The 20,938-nt window shown below is 39.1% G+C and carries 19 protein-coding genes; 15 read left to right on the top strand and 4 right to left on the bottom strand.

Going from position 1 to position 20,938, the window contains the following annotated elements:
• Window position 1 precedes the first annotated feature (1 nt).
• The 9 genes from FFJ24_RS23915 to FFJ24_RS23875 all read left to right on the top strand — a co-directional run bounded on the left by FFJ24_RS23915 (window position 2) and on the right by FFJ24_RS23875 (window position 11,738).
• A complete protein-coding gene (locus tag FFJ24_RS23915) occupies window positions 2–3,673 on the top strand; it encodes a SusC/RagA family TonB-linked outer membrane protein (RefSeq protein ID WP_138819618.1) in 3,672 nt (1,223 codons plus the stop codon).
• Window positions 3,674–3,685: 12 nt separating this feature from the next.
• A complete protein-coding gene (locus FFJ24_RS23910) occupies window positions 3,686–5,269 on the top strand; it encodes a RagB/SusD family nutrient uptake outer membrane protein (protein WP_138819617.1) in 1,584 nt (527 codons plus the stop codon).
• A gap of 10 nt (window positions 5,270–5,279) precedes the next feature.
• Window positions 5,280–6,203, top strand: a complete 924-nt coding sequence (locus FFJ24_RS23905) for a hypothetical protein (RefSeq protein WP_138819616.1) — start codon at window positions 5,280–5,282, stop codon at window positions 6,201–6,203.
• A gap of 34 nt (window positions 6,204–6,237) precedes the next feature.
• Window positions 6,238–7,611: a TlpA disulfide reductase family protein gene (locus tag FFJ24_RS23900; protein ID WP_138819615.1), complete on the top strand. Its 1,374-nt coding sequence runs from the start codon at window positions 6,238–6,240 to the stop codon at window positions 7,609–7,611.
• Window positions 7,608–8,699 (top strand): thioredoxin family protein, encoded by a 1,092-nt coding sequence (locus FFJ24_RS23895; RefSeq protein ID WP_138819614.1) that lies wholly within the window; start codon window positions 7,608–7,610, stop codon window positions 8,697–8,699. Before FFJ24_RS23900 ends, FFJ24_RS23895 begins: the two co-directional genes overlap by 4 nt.
• A gap of 64 nt (window positions 8,700–8,763) precedes the next feature.
• Window positions 8,764–9,672 (top strand): serine protease, encoded by a 909-nt coding sequence (locus tag FFJ24_RS23890; protein ID WP_138819613.1) that lies wholly within the window; start codon window positions 8,764–8,766, stop codon window positions 9,670–9,672.
• A gap of 212 nt (window positions 9,673–9,884) precedes the next feature.
• Window positions 9,885–10,667 carry an alpha/beta fold hydrolase gene (locus tag FFJ24_RS23885; protein ID WP_138819612.1) on the top strand — a complete coding sequence of 261 codons (783 nt, stop codon included), beginning with the start codon at window positions 9,885–9,887 and terminating at the stop codon, window positions 10,665–10,667.
• A 75-nt stretch (window positions 10,668–10,742) separates the two neighbouring features.
• On the top strand, window positions 10,743–11,429 hold the full coding sequence (locus FFJ24_RS23880) for a GNAT family N-acetyltransferase (RefSeq protein ID WP_138819611.1): 687 nt from the start codon (window positions 10,743–10,745) through the stop codon (window positions 11,427–11,429).
• Window positions 11,430–11,513: 84 nt separating this feature from the next.
• Window positions 11,514–11,738, top strand: a complete 225-nt coding sequence (locus FFJ24_RS23875; RefSeq protein WP_010600649.1) for a CDGSH iron-sulfur domain-containing protein — start codon at window positions 11,514–11,516, stop codon at window positions 11,736–11,738.
• A 67-nt stretch (window positions 11,739–11,805) separates the two neighbouring features.
• On the opposite strand, the gene FFJ24_RS23870 is transcribed toward FFJ24_RS23875, so the two are convergent.
• Together FFJ24_RS23870 and FFJ24_RS23865 are read right to left on the bottom strand one after the other, a co-directional pair.
• Window positions 11,806–12,609 (bottom strand): AraC family transcriptional regulator, encoded by an 804-nt coding sequence (locus tag FFJ24_RS23870; protein ID WP_138819610.1) that lies wholly within the window; start codon window positions 12,607–12,609, stop codon window positions 11,806–11,808.
• A gap of 194 nt (window positions 12,610–12,803) precedes the next feature.
• On the bottom strand, window positions 12,804–13,682 hold the full coding sequence (locus FFJ24_RS23865; RefSeq protein ID WP_138819609.1) for an oxidoreductase: 879 nt from the start codon (window positions 13,680–13,682) through the stop codon (window positions 12,804–12,806).
• A 154-nt stretch (window positions 13,683–13,836) separates the two neighbouring features.
• Between FFJ24_RS23865 and FFJ24_RS23860 the strand changes: the two genes are divergently transcribed.
• The 6 genes from FFJ24_RS23860 (at window position 13,837) to FFJ24_RS23835 (ending at window position 18,970) form a co-directional block, all read left to right on the top strand.
• Window positions 13,837–14,031, top strand: a complete 195-nt coding sequence (locus FFJ24_RS23860) for a hypothetical protein (RefSeq protein ID WP_138819608.1) — start codon at window positions 13,837–13,839, stop codon at window positions 14,029–14,031.
• A gap of 110 nt (window positions 14,032–14,141) precedes the next feature.
• Window positions 14,142–14,540 carry a helix-turn-helix domain-containing protein gene (locus tag FFJ24_RS23855; RefSeq protein WP_138819607.1) on the top strand — a complete coding sequence of 133 codons (399 nt, stop codon included), beginning with the start codon at window positions 14,142–14,144 and terminating at the stop codon, window positions 14,538–14,540.
• Between the two features lie 95 nt (window positions 14,541–14,635).
• Window positions 14,636–15,160 (top strand): hypothetical protein, encoded by a 525-nt coding sequence (locus tag FFJ24_RS26375; protein ID WP_210419420.1) that lies wholly within the window; start codon window positions 14,636–14,638, stop codon window positions 15,158–15,160.
• A 780-nt stretch (window positions 15,161–15,940) separates the two neighbouring features.
• Window positions 15,941–16,243: a helix-turn-helix transcriptional regulator gene (locus FFJ24_RS23845; protein ID WP_138819606.1), complete on the top strand. Its 303-nt coding sequence runs from the start codon at window positions 15,941–15,943 to the stop codon at window positions 16,241–16,243.
• A gap of 11 nt (window positions 16,244–16,254) precedes the next feature.
• Window positions 16,255–17,355 carry an NADH:flavin oxidoreductase gene (locus FFJ24_RS23840; protein WP_138819605.1) on the top strand — a complete coding sequence of 367 codons (1,101 nt, stop codon included), beginning with the start codon at window positions 16,255–16,257 and terminating at the stop codon, window positions 17,353–17,355.
• A gap of 724 nt (window positions 17,356–18,079) precedes the next feature.
• Entirely contained in the window at window positions 18,080–18,970 is an 891-nt protein-coding gene (locus FFJ24_RS23835; RefSeq protein WP_138819604.1) for a pirin family protein, read from the top strand.
• On the opposite strand, the gene FFJ24_RS23830 is transcribed toward FFJ24_RS23835, so the two are convergent.
• The gene (locus FFJ24_RS23830; protein WP_138819603.1) at window positions 18,967–20,142 is read right to left on the bottom strand and encodes a porin family protein; all 1,176 of its coding nucleotides are present in this window, start codon (window positions 20,140–20,142) and stop codon (window positions 18,967–18,969) included. The genes FFJ24_RS23835 and FFJ24_RS23830 overlap by 4 nt on opposite strands.
• Entirely contained in the window at window positions 20,139–20,777 is a 639-nt protein-coding gene (locus FFJ24_RS23825) for an RNA polymerase sigma factor (RefSeq protein WP_246862690.1), read from the bottom strand. Before FFJ24_RS23825 ends, FFJ24_RS23830 begins: the two co-directional genes overlap by 4 nt.
• Window positions 20,778–20,938 lie beyond the last annotated feature (161 nt).

Here is a 20,938-nt window from a genome sequence, read left to right as displayed (position 1 = left end):
TATGAACGACTTCCTTTTTCGTAAGGAGCATAGCCGGCGCATGCCCGGTAATGAAATGGATGGCAGTATCGTCAAGACCCATTCGCCGTTTTCTTTTCAATGGATCATCATTTTATTTTTCGTGTTCGCTATTGCATTATCAAACCAGGCACATGCACAAACCGTAACGCTTGATCTTAAAGATGCCTCTATTATACGTGCAACAGCAGAAATAAGCAAACAAACCAAGTATGACTTTACCTATAACGATCTCATTTTAAAAAAAGCAAAACCGGTTACCATAAAACTCGTTAAAGAACCACTAAACAGTGCCTTGAAAAAGCTGCTTTCGGGTCAGGCGCTTGATTTTGAAATTAAAGACCGGATTATCATCATTACAGAAAAAAAAGTTAGTCAGGCTAACAATACATTTAAGGAACTTACAGGTCCGGTAAACGGAACCGTGGTTAATGAGAATGGCAAACCCATGGAAGGGGCCTCGATAAAGGTGAAAGGGACCAGTTTCTATACTAAGACTGATCAGAACGGAAAATTTGTAATACCGGGCCAATACGCCAATGAAATGCTCGAAATCAGGCATTTAGGCTTCTCCCCTATTGAGATTTCTGCGGTACGGGCGCGGGTAGTCTCACTTAAAATGACTTCATCTGATCTGGAAGATATTATGGTAAATACAGGTTATCAGCAAATTGATAGCCGGCAGCTAACCAGTGCCATTACCAGCAAAAAGATGGAAGAACTTCTTACACCCGGTGTAAATACCATTGATAAATTATTGGAGGGCAGAATACCCGGACTTGTTTTTATGCAGAATTCAGGACAGGTAGGCGCAGCACCTAAGCTTAGAATCCGTGGAACATCCACTATTTTAGGTAACCGCGAACCACTTTGGGTACTAGACGGAATTGTACTTCAAGACCCTGTAAATATTGATCCAAAATCAATTAATGACCTGGATTTTGTGAATTTACTCGGAAATGCCATTGCAGGATTAAACCCTGAAGACATTGATCAGATTGATGTACTTAAAGATGCTTCTGCCACAGCTTTATATGGCGCCAAAGCAGGTAATGGCGTAATTGTAATTACCACAAAAAAAGGCAAGCCTGGTAAACCGACTATTTCTTATTCAGCTAATACTACATTCAACAGACGCCCACGTTATTCAGACCAGAACATGAACATGATGAATTCTGAGGAACGAATGGATGTTTCAAAGGAAATGGTAGAAAGAAGAATGCAATACAACAATGTAACCCAGTTTTCAGGCTATGAAGATGCCCTTCAACAATATTATAAAGGAACCATCAATTATAACGAATTTAAACGCCAGAGCGATTATTATGCCAATATCAATACAGATTGGTTAGGTTTGATTACTCAAGATTCTTACTCCCAGAATCATACCTTAACCTTATCCGGAGGTTCTAACCGTATTAAGTTTTATTCTTCTTTAGGTTATTTGAATGAAAATGGAACTATTAGAGGGGAATACAATAAGCGGTATTCATCAGTGGTGAATGTAACAGCAGATTATGATCAGTTTCTGGCGCAAGTAAGCTTTACAGGTAACTATTCTTCGAGGAATTATTCACCAGCTGATCTGGGTATTATGAACTATGCCTATAACACCAGCAGGACATTGCCTGCTTATAATCCGGATGGTAGCTATTTTTATTACCCGGTTACCACCCCAGCTGGTCAGATTTTTAATTACAATATCCTAAGGGACAAAGACTACAGCGCTGATCATACCGATTTGCTTGCAAGTAATTTAAAGGCCTTAATAAGATTAAAAATCACTCCGAAGTTTAACCTGGAAGGTACTTTTGCCTATGCCATAAGTAATAATGACAGGCAACTATATTATACAAAAGATTCTTACTATATCAGTAAGCTTCGGGCTGACTATAGCTTAAGGAGTGATTTAGCTCCGGTAGGAGGTGAATGGACAAAAAATGAAGTTCGTAATAACAACTATACAGGCCGTTTACAGGCAAATTATGCAACCACATTTGGTTTAGAAAAAAGACATTCCCTTACCATTTCAGGAGGCACGGAGATAAAATCAAATGAATACAGCGGCTTTGACATCACAAGAAGAGGATATTTCCCTGAAATGGGTGGCTACTTTGATATTGTACCTACTACTTACACAGGCTATTATAACCAATGGATGTCTACCAAGCCTGCTTTAGGCTCATTCAATCGTCAGCTTACTAACGAGTTTGCCTGGTATGGTACAACGGGGTATTCTTACCGTGATAAATATATTTTCAATTTTCATATTCGTGGTGAACAATCCAACCTATTTGGAACACGTTCAAATAATAAATTGCTACCTATTTATGCCTTCTCCGGTAGGTGGAACATGAGAGAAGATGTTGCCAGAAATGCTTCGTGGGTAAATGATCTTGCTTTAAAAGCATCCTGGGGATGGCAGGGAAATATGCTTCCAGGGCAGTCGCCATATATGATAATTAGACAAAATGCTTCTACTGATCCTTACTATAATGCTCAATTTGCGAATATTTCTAATTATCCAAATCCAGATTTAAGATGGGAGCGTACTTCATCCTCAAATATTGCCTTGGATTTTACTTTGTTTGGTAATAAAGTAACTGGATCCGTGGGTTATTTCTATAAAAGAACTCAAGACGCATTTCTTAATAAAACAGTATCAGAAATCAATGGGGTTCAATCTTACGTAATCAATAGCGGAACAATAGAAAACAAAGGAGTCGAGGTAGCTTTAAGCGTTACCGCCATTAATAATGTGGGTATGGATAAGTCTAAACGCGGTTTTGTTTGGCGTTTCGATCCACAATTGGGTCAGGTGTTGAATAAAATTATTAACCAGGCCATCAATAATAGGAATAACGTTCTTATTGACAATATCGATTATTCCAATTACCTGAGCGGTAATATTCAGCTTGCAGGCAAACCTATTAATACCTTTTATTCTTACAAATTTAAAGGCTTAAGTCCTGTTGATGGCTCTCCAATTTTTTATGGTTTAGAGAATGAAAGTTCGGTGGCATACCAACAACGCTATTTAAATATGGATAGACAAGACGTTTACCTCGAGATCATGAGTGAATCTGGTCGTCGTGAACCCTTTATCCAGGGTGGCTTATCCAATTACTTTGGATATAGAAATTTTGGATTATCGTTTAACCTCTCTTATTCTTTAGGAAACAAAATCAGACTGATGAAAATTGCTTCAGGTTATGCCACTACCAGTGCCTATCCGCAACAGAATCTGCGTAAAGAATTTGTAGATCGTTGGCGCAGACCGGGTGATGAAGCTTACACCAATATTCCAGGACTACAGGTTTCAAACAATGTGATTAATGCTTGGTGGCAAAACTATCCGGCAAGCAGTCTTCAACTGGGTGGAAGTGCTTATGAGATGTACGATAATTCTGATGTGAGATTGGTTAGCGGAGATTACTTAAAATTGCAATCAGCATCTTTCCGATATACTTTTTCAGAAGCTGTAATACGTAAATTAAAATTAAGTTCGGCATCTGTTAGCCTTACCGGAACAAATTTATTCACCCTCAGCAATAAAATGTTAAAGGGACAAGATCCAACTCAATCGGGTTCTACGCCAAACATCAATCTATCAGTTAGACCAACCTATTCAGCTAGTATTAATGTTTCATTTTAAAGAAAACAAACTATGAAATATCTTTTAACCCTTTTAGCTTGCCTTTTGCTGCTGAGCTCCTGCAGCAAGTTTTTGGAAGAATATTCTACAGATCAAAAATACCTGGAAACCACCGACGACCTGAATAAGGTGATGATTGGTGAGGCCTTTATGAATAATGTATATAGTTTATCGATCTATAATCCGGCAACCATGGGAAGCATCTCTTCAGAGACTGACCTTTCTACACCATGGCTCCATGTGATGGATGATGACAGTGAAGCATTTGTGCTTGGCGCTGCTGACAGAGATCAGGCTACTCCGCTTTACATGCTTTCTGGATTTCACAACTGGGGACAAAATCCTACAGTCAACATTTTGGGCTTCTCCTGGACTGATGTGATGTGGAAAAAAATTTACAAACGCATTGGTGCCATCAATGCATTAATTTTTCAGGCTTCAGAAATTGCAGCAAAAAACCAGGCAGATGCAAACCTGCAGCATTTACGTGGTGAAGCCTATTTTCTTCGGGCCTATTATTATTTCTTACTGCAAAATATTTATGGTTCTCCTTACCGTAAAGCAACCGCTTCAACAGATGAAGGTGTACCGTTGAAGATTTCGGAAAAAGTAGAAGATATCTATTTCAAAAGAAACAATAACGAAACCGTTTATAAACAAATTGAGGCAGATCTTAATCAAGCCGCAGACTACCTTCAAGGCTATAATCCCACTAATAAAATTAGGGTAGGTATTGCGGCTGTTAAATGTTTGCAAAGCCGGATATATCTATTTACCGAACAATATGATAAAGTATTACAGGTGACTAACGGATATGAAAATATGGGTTACAGCATTATTGATTTAAAGCGTTATGTAGCTAACAGTAATTTTACTTACCGCAGCTCTACAGAAACCATATTTACCATGGGGACAAATGCTGTGCCGGCAGTTTTCCTTAATGATTCATTGTCATCTTATGCTCCTGTCAACCGTCTTGCTTCTGGTTTTAAGGCTTCTGATGATCTGATACAGAATTTTAGTACTAATGATCTGCGCTTAAATGCCTTTTTTATGCTATCGGCAAAAAGCAAAGCTTTTCTTCCGGCTAAATGGCGTACCTGGCGAACTTATAATGACCCCGAGCAGGTATCTTGTATTTTTTCTTTCCGTTTGCCAGAAATGCTGCTCAACCGCGCAGAAGCGCAAGCTATCCTTGGTGCTGATGGTGAAGCCTGGAGTGAAATTCAGAAATTGCAGGCGATGCGCTTTAGCAATAATTCAGGCAGTCAGCAACCGGCATCCAATCTGACCCTGGTTGAGTTTATCCGGAATGAACGTAGACGAGAGTTGTGTTTTGAAGGCCATCGCTGGTTCGACCTGAGGAGGTATGCGGTGAATTCTAAATATCCACTGGGTACAGATTTTAAGATCAAACACCCTACTTACAATTATGATGCGCAAAGTAATAGTTATACCCGCGCCGGATATTATGTGTTAAATTCTATTGCTCAAGATCAAGCCAGCTGGCAGGTACCCATCCCTAATTATGCCATAGAATTTAATAGGGGATTATTAACTAACCCAATTCGCAGTGTACGTAATATTCAACCTTAACCTGATCAAGATGAAAAATATCTTATTCATTATAGCAGCATGCTACACGCTTGCGCTGGTTTCCTGCAGAAAAGAGCCTTTTACCGAATTTCCTGATTATGATAAAAATTGGTTGGCCATGGAGGATAACCCCAATGACCCAACAATTCATGCCAATTTTCAATTTTATAAAGAAACAGGGATCCCGGTATTTGTTAATGACACCATTGGTACTCAAAAGCGTGTAGACGTTTTCGGTAAAACTTATACCCATTATGAAATTTTATCATTAAGCTATTCGCTGGGCGGTATACCAAGTGGTCCGCCACCTGCGGTACAGTCGTTCACCTATTGTAATAAAGCAGATGTTCCGGCAGCGTTGACCTTCTTACGGAATGAAATTATGCCTATAATAGGGAAAATACATGTTCCGAGCATTCTTTTAGTTGAAAATATGAATACAAATGCCTTTGGAACATATGCTTACAAAGGTTTCAATACCGTTGCTATTGCACAAATTTCCAAAATTTCAACGATGAGCCAAGCCACAAAAGTGACCTATAAAGCTGCCATTTTGAGGGCCATCCTCACGAATGCCGTATTAGATAGTAAATATGCCGATATCCTGGATAAATTTTATGGAGTATCGCGGAAGTTTGTACCCACCCGAGACGCTTATGGACTATCTACTTTTTATTTAACCAGCACCTATGTTACTGGCCTACCGTCGGGTACTCCGCTCACTTTACAGGCCATTGGCTTTCTTGGGGCAGATACCAGGATATCGAACTCCTCACCCATTTCTACCTGGCTTGACGTATCAATGTACATTGAGGCTGCCATGGCAAACACTGATGCGGAATTCAAACAAAAATATACTGCATATCCTAATATTCTGATCAAATACGCTTACATCCGGCAAATTCTGACTGGTATCGGCATCAAACAATCTTAATAAATACTTCATCAAAAACAATTACAAACTAATAATGAAAAAAACACTATTTTTTTCCATGATGCTGACCATATCGGCATCCACGTGGGCACAAACTGCGATTATCAAAGGAAAGTTTCATAAACTTTTACCAAATGGCAAAGAAACTCAGGAGGTCTTATTTTCCAAACCCGAAGAAGGTGAAATCCAGGTCATTTTACCGATGGTAAAAAGTAGACAAGATCAAATCTTCCGTGGAGAGGTGAAGAAAGAAGATCTTAATGCAATCCGATATGTAGGTCTATATGACGAACAATATGCGGTATATCTGAAAGCCGGTGACGAGTTGAATATAGATGCCGGTGATGGACAAATCGTTTATTCGGGCACAGTCAACAAAGAAAACCAGGTATTTGCCGATTGGTATAAAATGATTAAGCCATTAAGAACTTACGGTTACACCAAAGATGGCTATCGGTTACCTTCTGCCGGTTATCTTAAAGTTATCGACTCATTGAAAGCACCCGTTCAGCAATTTATTAAAAACATCAATACCGGAAATGCGGCTTTTGATAAACAAGCTAAATATTTCTTAACCTATAGCTACAAATATGACGTGATTATTCCTACCGCTTCTGGTTTAAACATTGGAAAGCAAGCGGAATACCCTGAGAGCCTTGTAAAATTTTATAATGATGAGAAATGGGCAGATGGTAATATCTGGACACTTCCTATGGGTTATCATTATATGCTTTACCATGCCTTTGTAAAACATATTATTTATGATGGTAAACAAGGAATGGCTGTAGATATGCTCATCCCAGAGATAACAGACAAAGAACTTAAAGCAAAACTTATCCTGGCACAGGCTGAAAGAGGGGCAACGGCAAACCTGGTTAAATTTCTGGAGCGCAATGAACCTTATATGGTAACGAAGCAGCAAAAGGAGAAGATAAAAATATTACTAAATCGTGCACGTTTGCAAGAACCTGGCGGCGAATCGATCGATTTTGCTTATCCTGATGCGAACGGGAAGATCCACCGTTTAACCGACAATCTGGGCAAAGTGGTATTGCTTGATCTGTGGGCCACCTGGTGTGTTCCATGTTTGAAAGAACAGCCGGCATTAGAAGAATTGGAAAAATCATTTGAAGGCAAAAACATTGTCTTTATCAGCCTTTCTATTGATACAGATCAAGCGAAATGGCAAAAAATGGTAGATGAGAAAAAATTATCTGGACTTCAACTGTTTACCAACAATAAAGGATCAATGATTGGCGATTATGAGGTAACAGAAATACCAAGATTCATCCTGATTGACCAAAATGGAAAAATGGTAAATTTCCAGGCACCCCGTCCGTCTGACCCTAAATTGAAAGCGCTAATCGAATCAACTTTAAATAATAACCAAACGTCTAAATCGAAATGAAAAAACTAATTATATGTTTAACAGTTTGTTTAAGCATCCTGAGCTGGCGGCCTGCCCGGGCTCAGGGCATCAATTTTCAAACCATCACAATGCAGGAAGCCATGAATATAGCTGGTAATCCTGCAAATCCCAAACTTATCTTGATGGATTGTTATACTACCTGGTGCATTCCCTGTGTGGAGATGGCTTCTTACGAATTTCCAAAAAAAATTGCCGGAGATTATTTCAACCCCAAATTTGTATCTGTAAAATTTGATATGGAAAAAGGTGAAGGAAAAGAACTTGCAAAAAAATATAATGTAAAGGCTTACCCTACTTTCCTGATATTGAATGCTCAGGGCCAAGAAATTAATCGCGTGGTTGGTAAATCAACCGCACAGGAATTTATTGAAAAGGTAAAAGTTGCACTTGACCCAAAAAATACGCTTCCAGGACTAAAAACCGCTTATGACGCTGATAAACAAATGCGTACGGGTTTGCCTTATGCCCTCGCACTCTATCAGAATTCAAAGGACCCTACACCTGTACTAGATGAATTATTTGAAAATGCCCAAGACTTTGAACGGTTTAGCAAAGATTATTTGGAACTTGCCTTAGGGACAACCAAATTTGGAAGTCCATTTTTCAAAAAGTTGATGATGGAAAAAGGCAGTATCGACCAGGCTTTAGGGACAGAAGTTACCAATCAGATTCTTTTTGATAAAGTACGTAAAGACATGTATGGCATTGCTACTGAAACTGGTGCAAAGTACAATGTATTTTATACTCCTCAGGAAGTAGAAGATGTAGCCTATACCATCGGCTTACTCAAATTACCCCCGAATGATGCTCAAAACCACATGTGCCGCATCGCCCTTTTTGTGGTAAATAAAGACCTGGATGGTATGACCCGATATTTCAATCGCCATATTGCAAATTTACCAACCACATCGCCATATAAGGGCATTTTGGAGGGTATTTTAATGACAAATGCAGCTAAGGCTAGTCCTGAGCAAAAGGCAGCCATTAGAGCTTATTTTGAAAATAAGAATAAATCTTTAATTAAAGAGGCTAAGTCTTATCAGGAAAAAATAGACAGAACAAAATAACCTGCCAGAATGATCTTAACTTGTCCGGCTGAAGAATCACCGGCCGGACATTACTCAAACATCAATGAATGTATTAAAAATCAGAAAAGAATTGCAGTTGATCGTCTTGCTATCAGGTTTATTATTGATGGCCTTTTCTACCAGTGCACAGGAATTTACCGATGATAAAAAAGTGCTTAGCGACTATCAGGAAAGTATTAACGCCTTATTAAAAAAAGGAAGTACGATTTCCGCACCGGATGCGCTGATGGCCCTAACCTCACCACACCAACTGGTGGATATTAGTTATGCAAAGTCGCCAAAAAAACCAATTACAGGCCACGAACTTTATACACTTGCTAAAAAATCAACTATAGTAGTGGGTTGCTCCTACCTGTGCCCTAGGTGCTCTAATGCACACATCAGTGAATCAAGCGGATATATTATTGATCCCAATGGTATAGTGGTTACCAATTATCATGTAGCACTTACCTATGCAGATATGAAAGATGGTTATAAACCATTGGCTTTTACGATTCGTTTGGCAAACGGACAGGTTTACGCTGTTAAATCTATACTAGCTGCCTCGAAGGAAAATGATCTTGCGGTAATACAGGTGGAAACAAACGGAGAGAAATTTCCAGCACTGACACTGGCTGATGCAGCGCAAGTCGGCGATCGCATTTATGTGCTTGGTCATCCTAAAGGCATGCATTATTTCTTTAGTGAGGGCATTGTAACCAACAAATATATGGAAGAAGCCGGAACAGCAGAAAAACATTTTTTTAGGGAAATGATGGCTATTTCGGCAGATTATGCAACTGGCTCAAGCGGTGGGCCAGTACTTGATATTTACGGACGTGTGGTGGGAACAGTATCCAACACTAAAATGTTTACCCATAGCGAAACGAATCCCAGTGTGCAGATGGTAATCAAAAATACGATACCTGTAGAATCCTTGTGGAAACTGCTTCGATCAGGATCAAATCACTAAAATTTATTGCCACTGTTTTAGTTATAACAACACGCTCAGATGTCCGCGATTTTAAACCGCGGGCATTTTTAATTTCTAAAAATGGAAGTGATTCCATACATTATATGCTGTATTTTAGAATGGCTCAAAAACCCCTAAACTTGTCTGTTATGAGTGCCTTGTTTTCAGCTACCTTGCTTAGCTTTGTTTAGCAAAATTTAAATTCTAAACCAATGGAAGCTTATCAAAAAGCCGGACACGAGCAGATAAATGGCATTAAGATGTACTACGAAATTTACGGTGATGGAGAAATCCCCCTGGTGCTGATCCATGGCGGCGGCTCCACCATTCAATCAACATTCGGCAGATTTATTCCTTATCTGGCCAAATGCGGCAAGGTAGTAGCAGTTGAACTTCAGGCCCATGGAAGAACCAGCGACCGGGACCAGCCAGAATCTTTTGAGCAGGACGCAAAAGATGTGACCACTTTATTAAATCAACTCCAAATAGCAAAGGCCAATTTTTTAGGCTTTAGTAATGGTGGCACTACCACGCTGCATATTGCTGCCCATTATCCCGATGTAGTAAATAAAATCATCGTGATTTCTGCAAATTACCAACGGGAAGGTTTAACTGATGGCTTTTATAATGGCTTTGGAGATGCCACTATCGACCACATGCCTGAACCACTAAAAACAGCTTTCCTAGCCGTAAATCCAGATCAAAAGGCACTGCAAACCATGTTTGAGAAAGACAAACAACGCATGCTCGATTTTGTCGACCTCAGCGATGATGATCTGAGGGGAATTACCTCCGATACACTTTTAATGGTGGCAGATAAGGATGTGATCAAGCCAGAACATGTGGTTAAAATGTCGAGATTGATTGCAAATGCGCAGCTGGTTATTTTACCGGGTATGCATGGCGCTATGATCGGTGAAAACCTGAATCCGGATGTAAGCGACAAAACGATAGCGATTACGGCGCATTTGGTAGAGACTTTTTTGAATCAATAATACCACAGGGATAACCTATAGTTGATCCGGTTAAAATTTACCCTCTCCTGATTTAGGATTTAATATCTTTGCCAGATGGAACATATATTGGATAATCCCATTTATTATGCTTTAACTTCTGGCCATAAACACCTGGCGAAAGGTGTAGAAACGGTAAAATATTATAACGAAGATATCACTGCTTTTGCTGGCTTAAAGAATAATTCGCAGGAGGATTTAAATACGCTTTATCAGATCAGTCCTCCTGAAAGCCTGTTTGTTTTTTTCGTAAAAACACCGGTCGAAATTCCGGATCAGTGGAAATTATTGACGCATATTAATATGTTCCAGTTTATTTTTAGAGACACAAAAATTCCTGACTCAGATGGAGCCGGACTTACAGACCTTGATCTTGAACATGTTGCCGAGATGATTGATCTCGTGGAATTGACCAAACCAGGACCTTTCCTGTCTAAAACCATAGAATTGAGCAATTATACCGGCATATTCCTGGATGGAAAACTGGCTTCAATGGCTGGTCACCGCTTTTTCCCCAGCCCCTACCGTGAAGTGAGTGCAGTTTGTACCCATCCTGATCATTTAGGGAAGGGCTATTCCTTTAAGATTCTTCAGGAACAGATCAGGCGTATATTGCTCCGCAACGAAATTCCTTTTCTGCATGTACGCAACGATAATGAAGGCGCGATCAAACTCTATCAGAAACTGGGTTTCGAAATCAGAACCGATATGATTGCTTATGTGATCAAAAAAGAGTCTTTATAGATTCAAGGGAGAACGTTTCTAAATAGAAATCAGCAAAAAAATTGCGGTTTTTATGGCTTACTTTTGCCGGATAAATCACAAAACATGTCTAAAACAAAACTTACCATTAACAATAACGGCTCTGTTAAAATTGAGGGCGATTTCGAAATTGTAGATAGAAACGGAAACGTTTATGGCTTACAGGGCAGAGAAGTACTTTCGATCTGCCGTTGCGGTTTATCTAAAAATAAACCTTTTTGCGATGGCGCACACAATGGCCATTTTGAGCATGAGGCCATTGCATTCGATCTTCCTCCTAAAAAAGTTTAATAAAACGCATTTAAAAGCATCAATCTTCCAGGGTTGGCGCTTTTTGTTTCAGGTACAACGAAGAAAATTAATTACCAATATGCGATGGAGACCTGCCATAAGCCTTTTTAAATGCAAAAGAGAAATGCGATAAATCTTTAAAACCAACCTCAAGATAAACATCCGACGATTTCCAGCCCTTCTCAGTAATCAGATAATAGGCATCATTTAAACGCTTTTTCTGCAGCCAGCGATTGGGCGAAAGATTAAAAATCTTTTCAAAGTCTCTTTTAAATGTGGCTAAACTTCTTCCCGTTAAATAAGCAAAGCGACTAATATCAACGTTGAATTTGTAATTGGCATTCATGTATGCTTCCAGGTCAATTTTCCCAGGTTCAGAGAAATCAAAAAGCACATCTTTCAGCATCGGATTGGTCTGCAATAAGATCATGACCACTTCCTTAACCTTTAAGTCAACTAAAGCCTTGTTAAACCCATTATTTCCGGCCAAATACGGCCATATCGAATCGATATAATTCTTCAGCAAGCTATTAGGCTCGAGTGCTAGACCTTTAAGATCATGATTAGGCTTTTCTATATGCAAATCATATTCGTTGCTAATGCTGTGCAAAATCTCCTGATCAATATTGATGCTGATGGATTTAAATTCCCCGTCTGCAGGTGGATATTTAGTATACCTGGCCAGTTGATTACGCCTGAAAAATCTAAAATTGCCATCAGAAAATACAAATTTCTCTCCACCGATAAAAATCTCAGAAGTACCTGCAATAACTAATCCTACCGAATGATTGGGGATAAACTGTTCGCCCTCGCTACTTTTATGCGCATAGCAGGAATACAGGATATCTGGACGTCTGGCTTGATTTGACATGTTAGATCAAATTTAAGGTTTTATAGTGAGACAATCGTCATCCCCATGCAGACGGGAATCTTAATGCTAATCAAACCTGGTAATAGCATTAAGATTCCCAATCAAGTTGGGAATGACGTACCGCCAAATATGGATGGATATTTAATAGATTTCCAGACTGCATTGCACTCCGCTCGAAATGACAATACAACCAATTATTTCTTTATAAAAGATTTACCCAAGTCAGTGGCTAAAAAATTCTCTGCTTCATCATGATCTGTTGATAAACTTACCTCCATCCATTTTTCCATTTCTGCAGTTCTGGCAGCATCGGCATGTTTAAGCATCCCAATAGCTTCGCTTCCAAATACTAAATGTATCGGGGGCTCAGGATTTTCTACAAGATCAAGCATTGCTCTGGCTGCCTTCTCCGGATCGCCCATCGGCACAAAATTACCGCTCTGAAAAAAATCAGCTCGTTTCCCTACAGTATTTTCGTACCCTGCAATATGTGGTGCATAAGACATTGAAGCGCCTGCCCAATCGGTACGGAAACCACCAGGTTCTACACTGGTTACATAAATCCCCAATTCAATTACTTCTTTCGCCAGCGCTTCACTAAAGCCGCTAAGGCCAAATTTTGCTGCCTGATAAATACTCACTCCGGCATTCCCCACACGCCCACCTATTGAGCTGATCTGAAGAATTCTGCCCGAACCTTGTTTGCGCATAAATGGCAATACTGCTCTGGTAATCTCTATCGGTGCATATAAATTTGTTTCGAACTGACTGCGAACCTGATCTTCGGTAAAAGCTTCGGCTGCGCCCACTATACCAAAGCCAGCATTGTTCACCAAGACATCTATTTTACCAAAGTGTGCAATGGTAGATTCAACCGCCAAGTGAACCTGATCGTAATCGGTAACATCTAATGTAATTGGCAGAATCTGATCAGTATATTTTTCTACAAAGCCTTTTAAAGCATCGGTATTTCTTGCTGTTGCAGCAACCAAATCGCCTTTTGCCAGTACCTGCGCAGTTAGGTCACGTCCCAATCCACGGGAACTACCTGTTATAAACCAAACTTTTTTCATTTTTTCCTATTATTTAATAAATCAAAGGTAGATTGAACAGCAAAGGAAAGCTTTGTTAAAAGGCTCAATTTTCTTTGTTAAAAAGCTCATAGAATTTTATTGGAACCTTTTTAGGAGATATAATGTTAAATAAAGGTAATCAGTTAAATTTATCATGGCAAAGGCAAAGAAAAAAAACAAAAAGGAAAAGGATAAAAAGAAAAGCAAGAAAAAGAATAAGCTGGGCGTTAAAAATTCGTTGGTAAATAACATTAATGCCCGAAAGAAAAAAGGCAAATCAAGATCAAAGAAGAAATCAAAAATTAGCAAAAAGGCCTACAAAAAAATGCAGAAAGGCTGGAAAAAATAATTAGTATTTTAGGTCATGTATAGAAACAATCATTTAGGGTTCGCTATCCAAAAGACACTAATATCCTAAAGGATAGTGCTATCCTCAATGAAAGCTTATAACTTTGTATTATGGGGCCAAGAAAAGAATACCATAATAAAGAAACCTGTACTGCAAGTTTAAACGCAGTAAAAGACGCTCTCTACGTATTAAACGGTAAGTGGAAGCTACCCTTGATTATTTCCTTGCAAGATGGACCGCGGAGATTTAATGAAATCCAAAAATCACTTGGAGAAATTACGCCCAAAATATTATCGAAAGAACTTAAAGATCTGGAATTAAATGAATTTGTAACCCGAAAAGTATTTTCAACCACTCCGGTTACCGTAACTTACGAACTTACCCCATATAGTGCATCACTTGAGAGGGTAATTGATGAATTAAGGGATTGGGGGTTAAAACATCGCGAACGGTTAGTAAAGAATAGAAAAAATGAATTAGCAGCAGCAGAAATAACAGCTGTTCTTTAGGGGTTAAATTTAACCTCCCGGGCCATGCATTTTACCCCAAAAAGCAAAAAATTGATAATGATAAAATTCGGCTATCTTTGCATAAAATAAAATCCATGGCGGTATTACATAAAAAAGAAGAAAAAATTCAGGCAGTGCTGGGTAGGTTGCCTAAAAAATATACGGACGAACAATTTGTAGAGATGTTTATCAGACTTTACTCTAAAGATTGGGGCAAAATTAAATCAGCTTACATTAAACAATCTCAGGATAAAGAACGTGGAACCATTATTAATATGCCTAAACCAGAGGTATATTTAAGACAGATCCTGGCAAACTATCTCCAACAAGACCATGCTCAGAAATCTGTTGAGGTTAAAGAAGAACCTGTTGTTGAAGCTCCAGTTACTGAAGTTAAAAAAGCGAAGGCTCCAGATAAGAAGAAAGAAGTAGTAGCTGAAGAAGTACCTGCAGAGGTTAAAAAAGCAAAAGCACCTGCTAAAAGGAAAGCTGAAGAAACTCCTGTAGAAGTTAAAAAAACCAAAGCGCCTGCAAAGAAAAAAGCGGAAGCGATTGAAGAAACTCCAGTAGCTGAAAAAAAAGCAAAAGCACCTGCTAAAAAGCCAACAGCAAAAAAATAAAAAATATTTTACATCAAATATAATAAATCATCTTTTTGGTTGTTTATATATATGAGAGCGTTAATTTAGATGACGGGGATAGGTCGGTATGATTTATCCCCGTTCTTTTTTAGCCGTTTTTTGCCCTTGCGGACATATCTTTGTTAATTATATATTTGTTTTTTTTAGTACATCCATTAAGGCGGTCGTCATGCTGAATTTATTTCAGCATCTTTTTCAGCTAATAAAAGGCATTTATTTCAAAAAAAAATAATTGTGCAAACATTGTCTTTTCCGCTCTTTGCCGCGGGGGCATGGTACTTTGGAGCGCCAAAGTACCCAAAGCGCTTTATCAATCCAGCAATGGGCCTTTTACACAGCCCTACACGCATCAAAAAAACAGCGGCACTTCGTTTTGTGTTCATAGTTATTTAAAGTTTTAAATTAGTGTTTATGAACACAAAACCACTGCGTTTAGGTTTGGCAGTAGTATTTGTTCTTTTTTACAACTGTTTTTTTGATTTCTCCGGCCCTTGGGATTGACGGCGTTCTTCGGTAAAACCTGTAATTTATTAAAGCAAGCTACCAAAACGTATAAAAACCCAAACCAAAAGATGTGTCCCCACAATAGGGCCTGTACTGGAATGAAGACTGTTCTCTAAATCAGTCAATAATAGTGCAACGAAGAATCTTTTCAGCTCATATCATAACTCATTTCTACCCATGTTCAAGTTTTACATCTAATTGTAAACTTTACTCTTTTAATTGGTATATCGGGAAAAGTCGATATACCTTTGTGTCATGGATCAGGTAGAAATATTTAAAGCCCTTTCGAACAAAACACGTTTACAGATTTTAGGTTGGCTAAAAGAGCCCGAGTTAAACTTTCCGGAACAGCCAAATGCCGATTTTGAAAACGTTGGTGTTTGCGTTGGACAGATCCAGATTAAAAGTGGTTTATCACAAAGTACCATCTCCGAATACCTGTCTATTTTACAGCGTGCTGATTTAATCAGCTCTACCCGCCTGGGCCAATGGACTTATTACAAACGCAATAAAGAAGGCTTAAAAAAATTAAGCGAAATCATCAATACCGAATTATAATTTAGAAATATATGAACACAGATAGTTTATTCAGGCCCTTTAGCCTTAAAACATTAAATACAAAAAACAGGATTGTAATGGCACCAATGACGAGATCTTTCTCTCCAGGCGGAGTGCCAACACCCGAAGTTGCAGCCTATTATGCAAAAAGAGCCGCTGGCGAAGTAGGCTTAATTTTGTCAGAAGGTACTGTAATTAACCGCCCATCTTCTTCCGCAGATCCAAACATTCCACATTTTTATGGTACCGAAGCTTTGGCGGGATGGCAGCAGGTAATTAATGACGTTCACCAGGCCGGCGGGCAAATGGGCCCACAGATCTGGCACCAGGGAATTATGGAAAACCACGCATCAGGCTGGTTACCAGATACACCTTTCGAAGGTCCATCAAGTTTTAACAAACCTGGTTTCGAAAACGGTGTACCTATGACAGATGCAGCAATTGCTGATACCATTGCTGCTTTTGGTCAGGCGGCGGCTGATGCCAAAGCTCTGGGTTTCGATACGGTTGAAATACATGGTGCACACCAATATCTGATCGATCAGTTTTTTTGGGATGGTACAAATAACCGCACCGATATTTATGGAGGCAAAACCTTAGCCGAGCGTACCCGTTTTGCTGTTGAAGTAATTACAGAGGTACGGAAAAGGGTTGGTGAAGATTTCGCCTTAATTATCCGTTTATCACAATTCAAACCTGCTGCCTATGATTTCAAATTGGCTAAAAACGAGCAGGAAATGGAACAATGGTTAACACCATTGGCCGAAGCCGGAATTGATATTTTTCATTGTTCGCAACGTCGTTTCTGGGAGCCTGAGTTTGAAGGTTCTGATTTGAACTTTGCAGGTTGGGCGAAAAAAGTAACCGGAAAAGCAACTATTTCAGTAGGTTCTGTTGGCTTGGATGGCGATTTCTTTGGTGCTTTCGCAGGTCAAAGTTCACAACCTAGCTCATTAGACGAACTGGTACGTAGAATGGACCGGGGCGACTTCGATTTAGTAGCCGTTGGTCGACCGCTTTTAGCAGATCCAAACTGGGTAGAAAAAATTAAACATAACCGCATGGAAGAATTGAAAGGCTTTAGCAAAGAGGCTTTAATGCAGTTAGTATAAATAAATATCCTTATTTTTCTTTTTAATTTAAAAGCATCTCTTTTGAGATGCTTTTTTGTTGGTGATATCAGATGTTACCATCTGACATCAGAATTTTTGCCACGGAAAACCAGAAATCACGGAGTTAGTTGCATTTTCGGCTAATCCATCATTACGAGCAGGCTTTTTCAGCAACGAAAGAGAAATTTCGTAAGTTATATGATAAATGAATAGATTTTTTCTCTATGTTTAGTAAAGCAGTACCTGCAATGCTTCGGTTGCTCCAGCCCCGCCCTTTTGCTTAATCCCGACTGAAAAAGTCGGAATAACGCTGGCGGTCGGGTTTATTTGACCTCTGACAGTAGCAATACCGGGTCCAACTAAACCCGATTAAAGCGGGATGCCAATTCCTTCAAATTGGCAGAAGCGGAGCGGGACTACAATAACCCAAAAGCTTCTGTAATTGCTTTCCAAAACAAAACAGGTCTTCTTCTTGATAATTAGGTTTCGTCATCTCGACTGAAATGCAGTGAAATGGAGAGATCTATCTTTCTGTGGAGTTAGATGTTACCATCTGACACGTATGCAATCATTATTCATTTCTTTCGGAATCCACATTTCCAAATACCATTCTTATAGATTTCCCGACTCCGTTGCACTTCACTCGAAATAACGTGACGAATAGAATTTCAATTTAAATCCCAGCCTTTTTCCTTAAATTCACCTCTTTAAAATTGATCTCCAGATGTCGAACATTAAACTCATTATCGAAGAAAGGCCCGCAAATATTGGCAATTTTATGGTTGGCAGACTTTTGCCTTTCAGAGAGAAACGCATGGTTGGTCCTTTCTCTTTTATCGACCACATGGGGCCGGCAGCGATGAGCGATCACGAAAATCTTGATGTTCCGCCGCATCCGCATATTGGACTTTCTACCCTAACTTTTTTGTTCGAAGGAGAAATTACTCATAAAGACAGTCTTGGCTCTGATGTGGTAATCAAACCCGGGCAGGTAAACTGGATGACATCAGGCAGCGGCATTGTACATTCAGAAAGAACTCCTGAATACCTTCGTCATACCGATAAAATGCTCCATGGCTTACAGATCTGGGTGGCTTTGCCAAAAGCGCTGGAACAAATGGACCCGGAATTTTTTCACGTAGATAGTGCCGATATCCCTTCATGGGAGCAAGATGGCGTTGCCATTAAATTAATCGCCGGAGAAGCTTTCGGACGAAAATCACCCGTACCCATCTACAGTCCGCTGTATTTTCTAGAGTTGAAAAGCACAAATCGTAATAAAGTAAATATTGGCGATTATCTTTTCGGAGAGAGTGCCTTGTATATTTTAGAAGGAGCAATAGAAAGTGACGGCCATATTTTCGAACCCCGCCAGATTTTAATTGCTAACGATGCCAAACTCTGCGAATTCACCATGCACGCCAATACTATGGTTTACATTTTTGGCGGCGAGCCTTTCCCTGAAGAGCGCTTCATTTACTGGAATTTTGTGGCCTCGGATAGAGAACTCATCGAAAAAGCAAAGCAAAAATGGTTAGAACAAAGCTTTAAGCCTGTTCCTGGTGAAACAGGTTTTGTACCTTTACCCGACCCGATTAAAAATATTAAACATTAATTTTTCTTAAATAAGTTCATATTTACCGAAACTGCTACACCTGTTGAGGATAGTTTTGAATTGCCATAACCAATGTCGGTTAATGGGATTTTCATGAAAGGTTTAGCACTAATACTTAAATTATTGTTTATTTTATGTTGAAATTCTACCCCAACATTGGCAATACCTAAATAATGTTGGTTCTCGTTTCTTACTTCGAAATTTTGAGGACCTTGATACGCACCATTGTAAGAGTAGGTATACTGTTCCTTTAACATGATATAACTCGAAAGCCCGGTACTCACTGAAACTGAATTTCTGCTATTTCCAAAAACCTTATAATTTACGTTTAAAGGAATGTCGATTACATCGCAATTGGCATGGATTTTTGATGGGGCCACATTAAAAACGTAACTGGTGTTGGGCTTGTATAAACTAAAATCTGAATCGTAAATTTTCTTGGCGTAAGACGCTCCGGTGCTCACACTCAATTTTTTAGTAATCATATAAGTAGCCTCTACTCCAAAGCCACCACTTAAATTGCTTGTCCCGGATTTCTGAACACTGGTTAAATCAGGTGCAGCTAAAATACTCAATACAAATCTCGATTTTTGTTTCACAACCGGCGGTTTTATGCGTTCAGGCTTACCAACGGCAACGTTAACCGTCATTTTCTGATCTTTAAATGCGATAGGATTATTTGCTGAGTTTAATGTTGGTTGATATATCAGGTTAGCCAATGTATTGGCATTATTGATTCCGTTCTCAATCAGTTTTTGCTCAATTTCTGTATTATTTTTTTGTTGCTGTTTTCCACGTTCTCCTGTATTCCTTTGCTTTATAGCGAACAAATTTGAATCTGCATTTACATCAGGAACGATTTGCTTAGCAGGTACGTCAGTTAATGCACCGGTATCATATTGTGCTTTAGTTTGGTTTTGATCCTCCTTATCGGTTTTTACCACCGCATTAACATCTGTTTTATGGTTTGATGGTTTTACCAATAAAAATACGATCAATAATATTGCTGCGATTCCAGCTGCAGCGGTAAGCCAAAATAAGGGCACAATCCTCCTTTTTGGTGTTGGATGCAATCTCTCCTCCAGATTATCCCAATCTAAATCATTAAAAGGCAGGTCGGGGTTTCCCAATCCATCTTTAAATAATTTATCTATATCTTTTCCCTCTTTCATTGCATATTTGTGTTTAACCTTATCTGTAAAAGGTTTTTATCTACGCCCGAACTCCTCACCTGGTAAGTTTTCGCATCAGTAGCTTTTAACATTTCCTGTAATTTCTGCCTGGCCTTAAACAGGTTCGATTTTGATGTACCTATCGATATCCCAAGCATTTCAGCAATTTCTTCATGCGTATATCCGTCAATGGCAAAGAGGTTAAAAACGGTACGGTAACCCGGGCTCAGCTTTTGTACCATTGCCAATAAATCGTGATAAGCTAACTTATCATATACAGAACTTACCTGTGCAATATTTTCATGATCAAGAATATCTACATGATCAGCAAATTTTAGATTGGCCCGGTAATAATCGATAGCGGTATTGGTTATAATCCGTCCAAGCCAGGGCATAAACGCCTTAGAATTTTCATATTTGGCTATATTTTTAAAGGCTTTAAAAAATCCATCGTTCAGTATCCCTGCAGCATCCAACCTGTCGTGTGCGTAACGTAAACATATACCCATAGCAAAGCTATAGAAATGTTTGTATAGCGCTTTTTGACTATCTCTTTCATTTCTAATGCAGCCCTGAATATACTTTTGTATAATTTCTTCACTATCGCGGGTAGCGGTCACAAGTTCTCCTTTCAACACACATTACGGCAAGGGATAACAAAAGGTTGCCTTAAAAATTTATTTTTAAAAAATATTTTATTTCGTTCGTTTTTGGTCGAAAATATCCATTCTACAAGCAACCATTTACAACTTGGGGGCGTAATAGCAGCATATCAATTTTTATTAAAGTTAAAACT

Origin of the sequence: Pedobacter sp. KBS0701 (assembly GCF_005938645.2) — a bacterium.
In the GTDB taxonomy this organism is placed as follows: Bacteria; Bacteroidota; Bacteroidia; order Sphingobacteriales; family Sphingobacteriaceae; genus Pedobacter.
The sequence above is the reverse complement of the archived record's forward strand: the minus strand, read 5'-3'. Positions and strand labels throughout refer to the sequence as shown.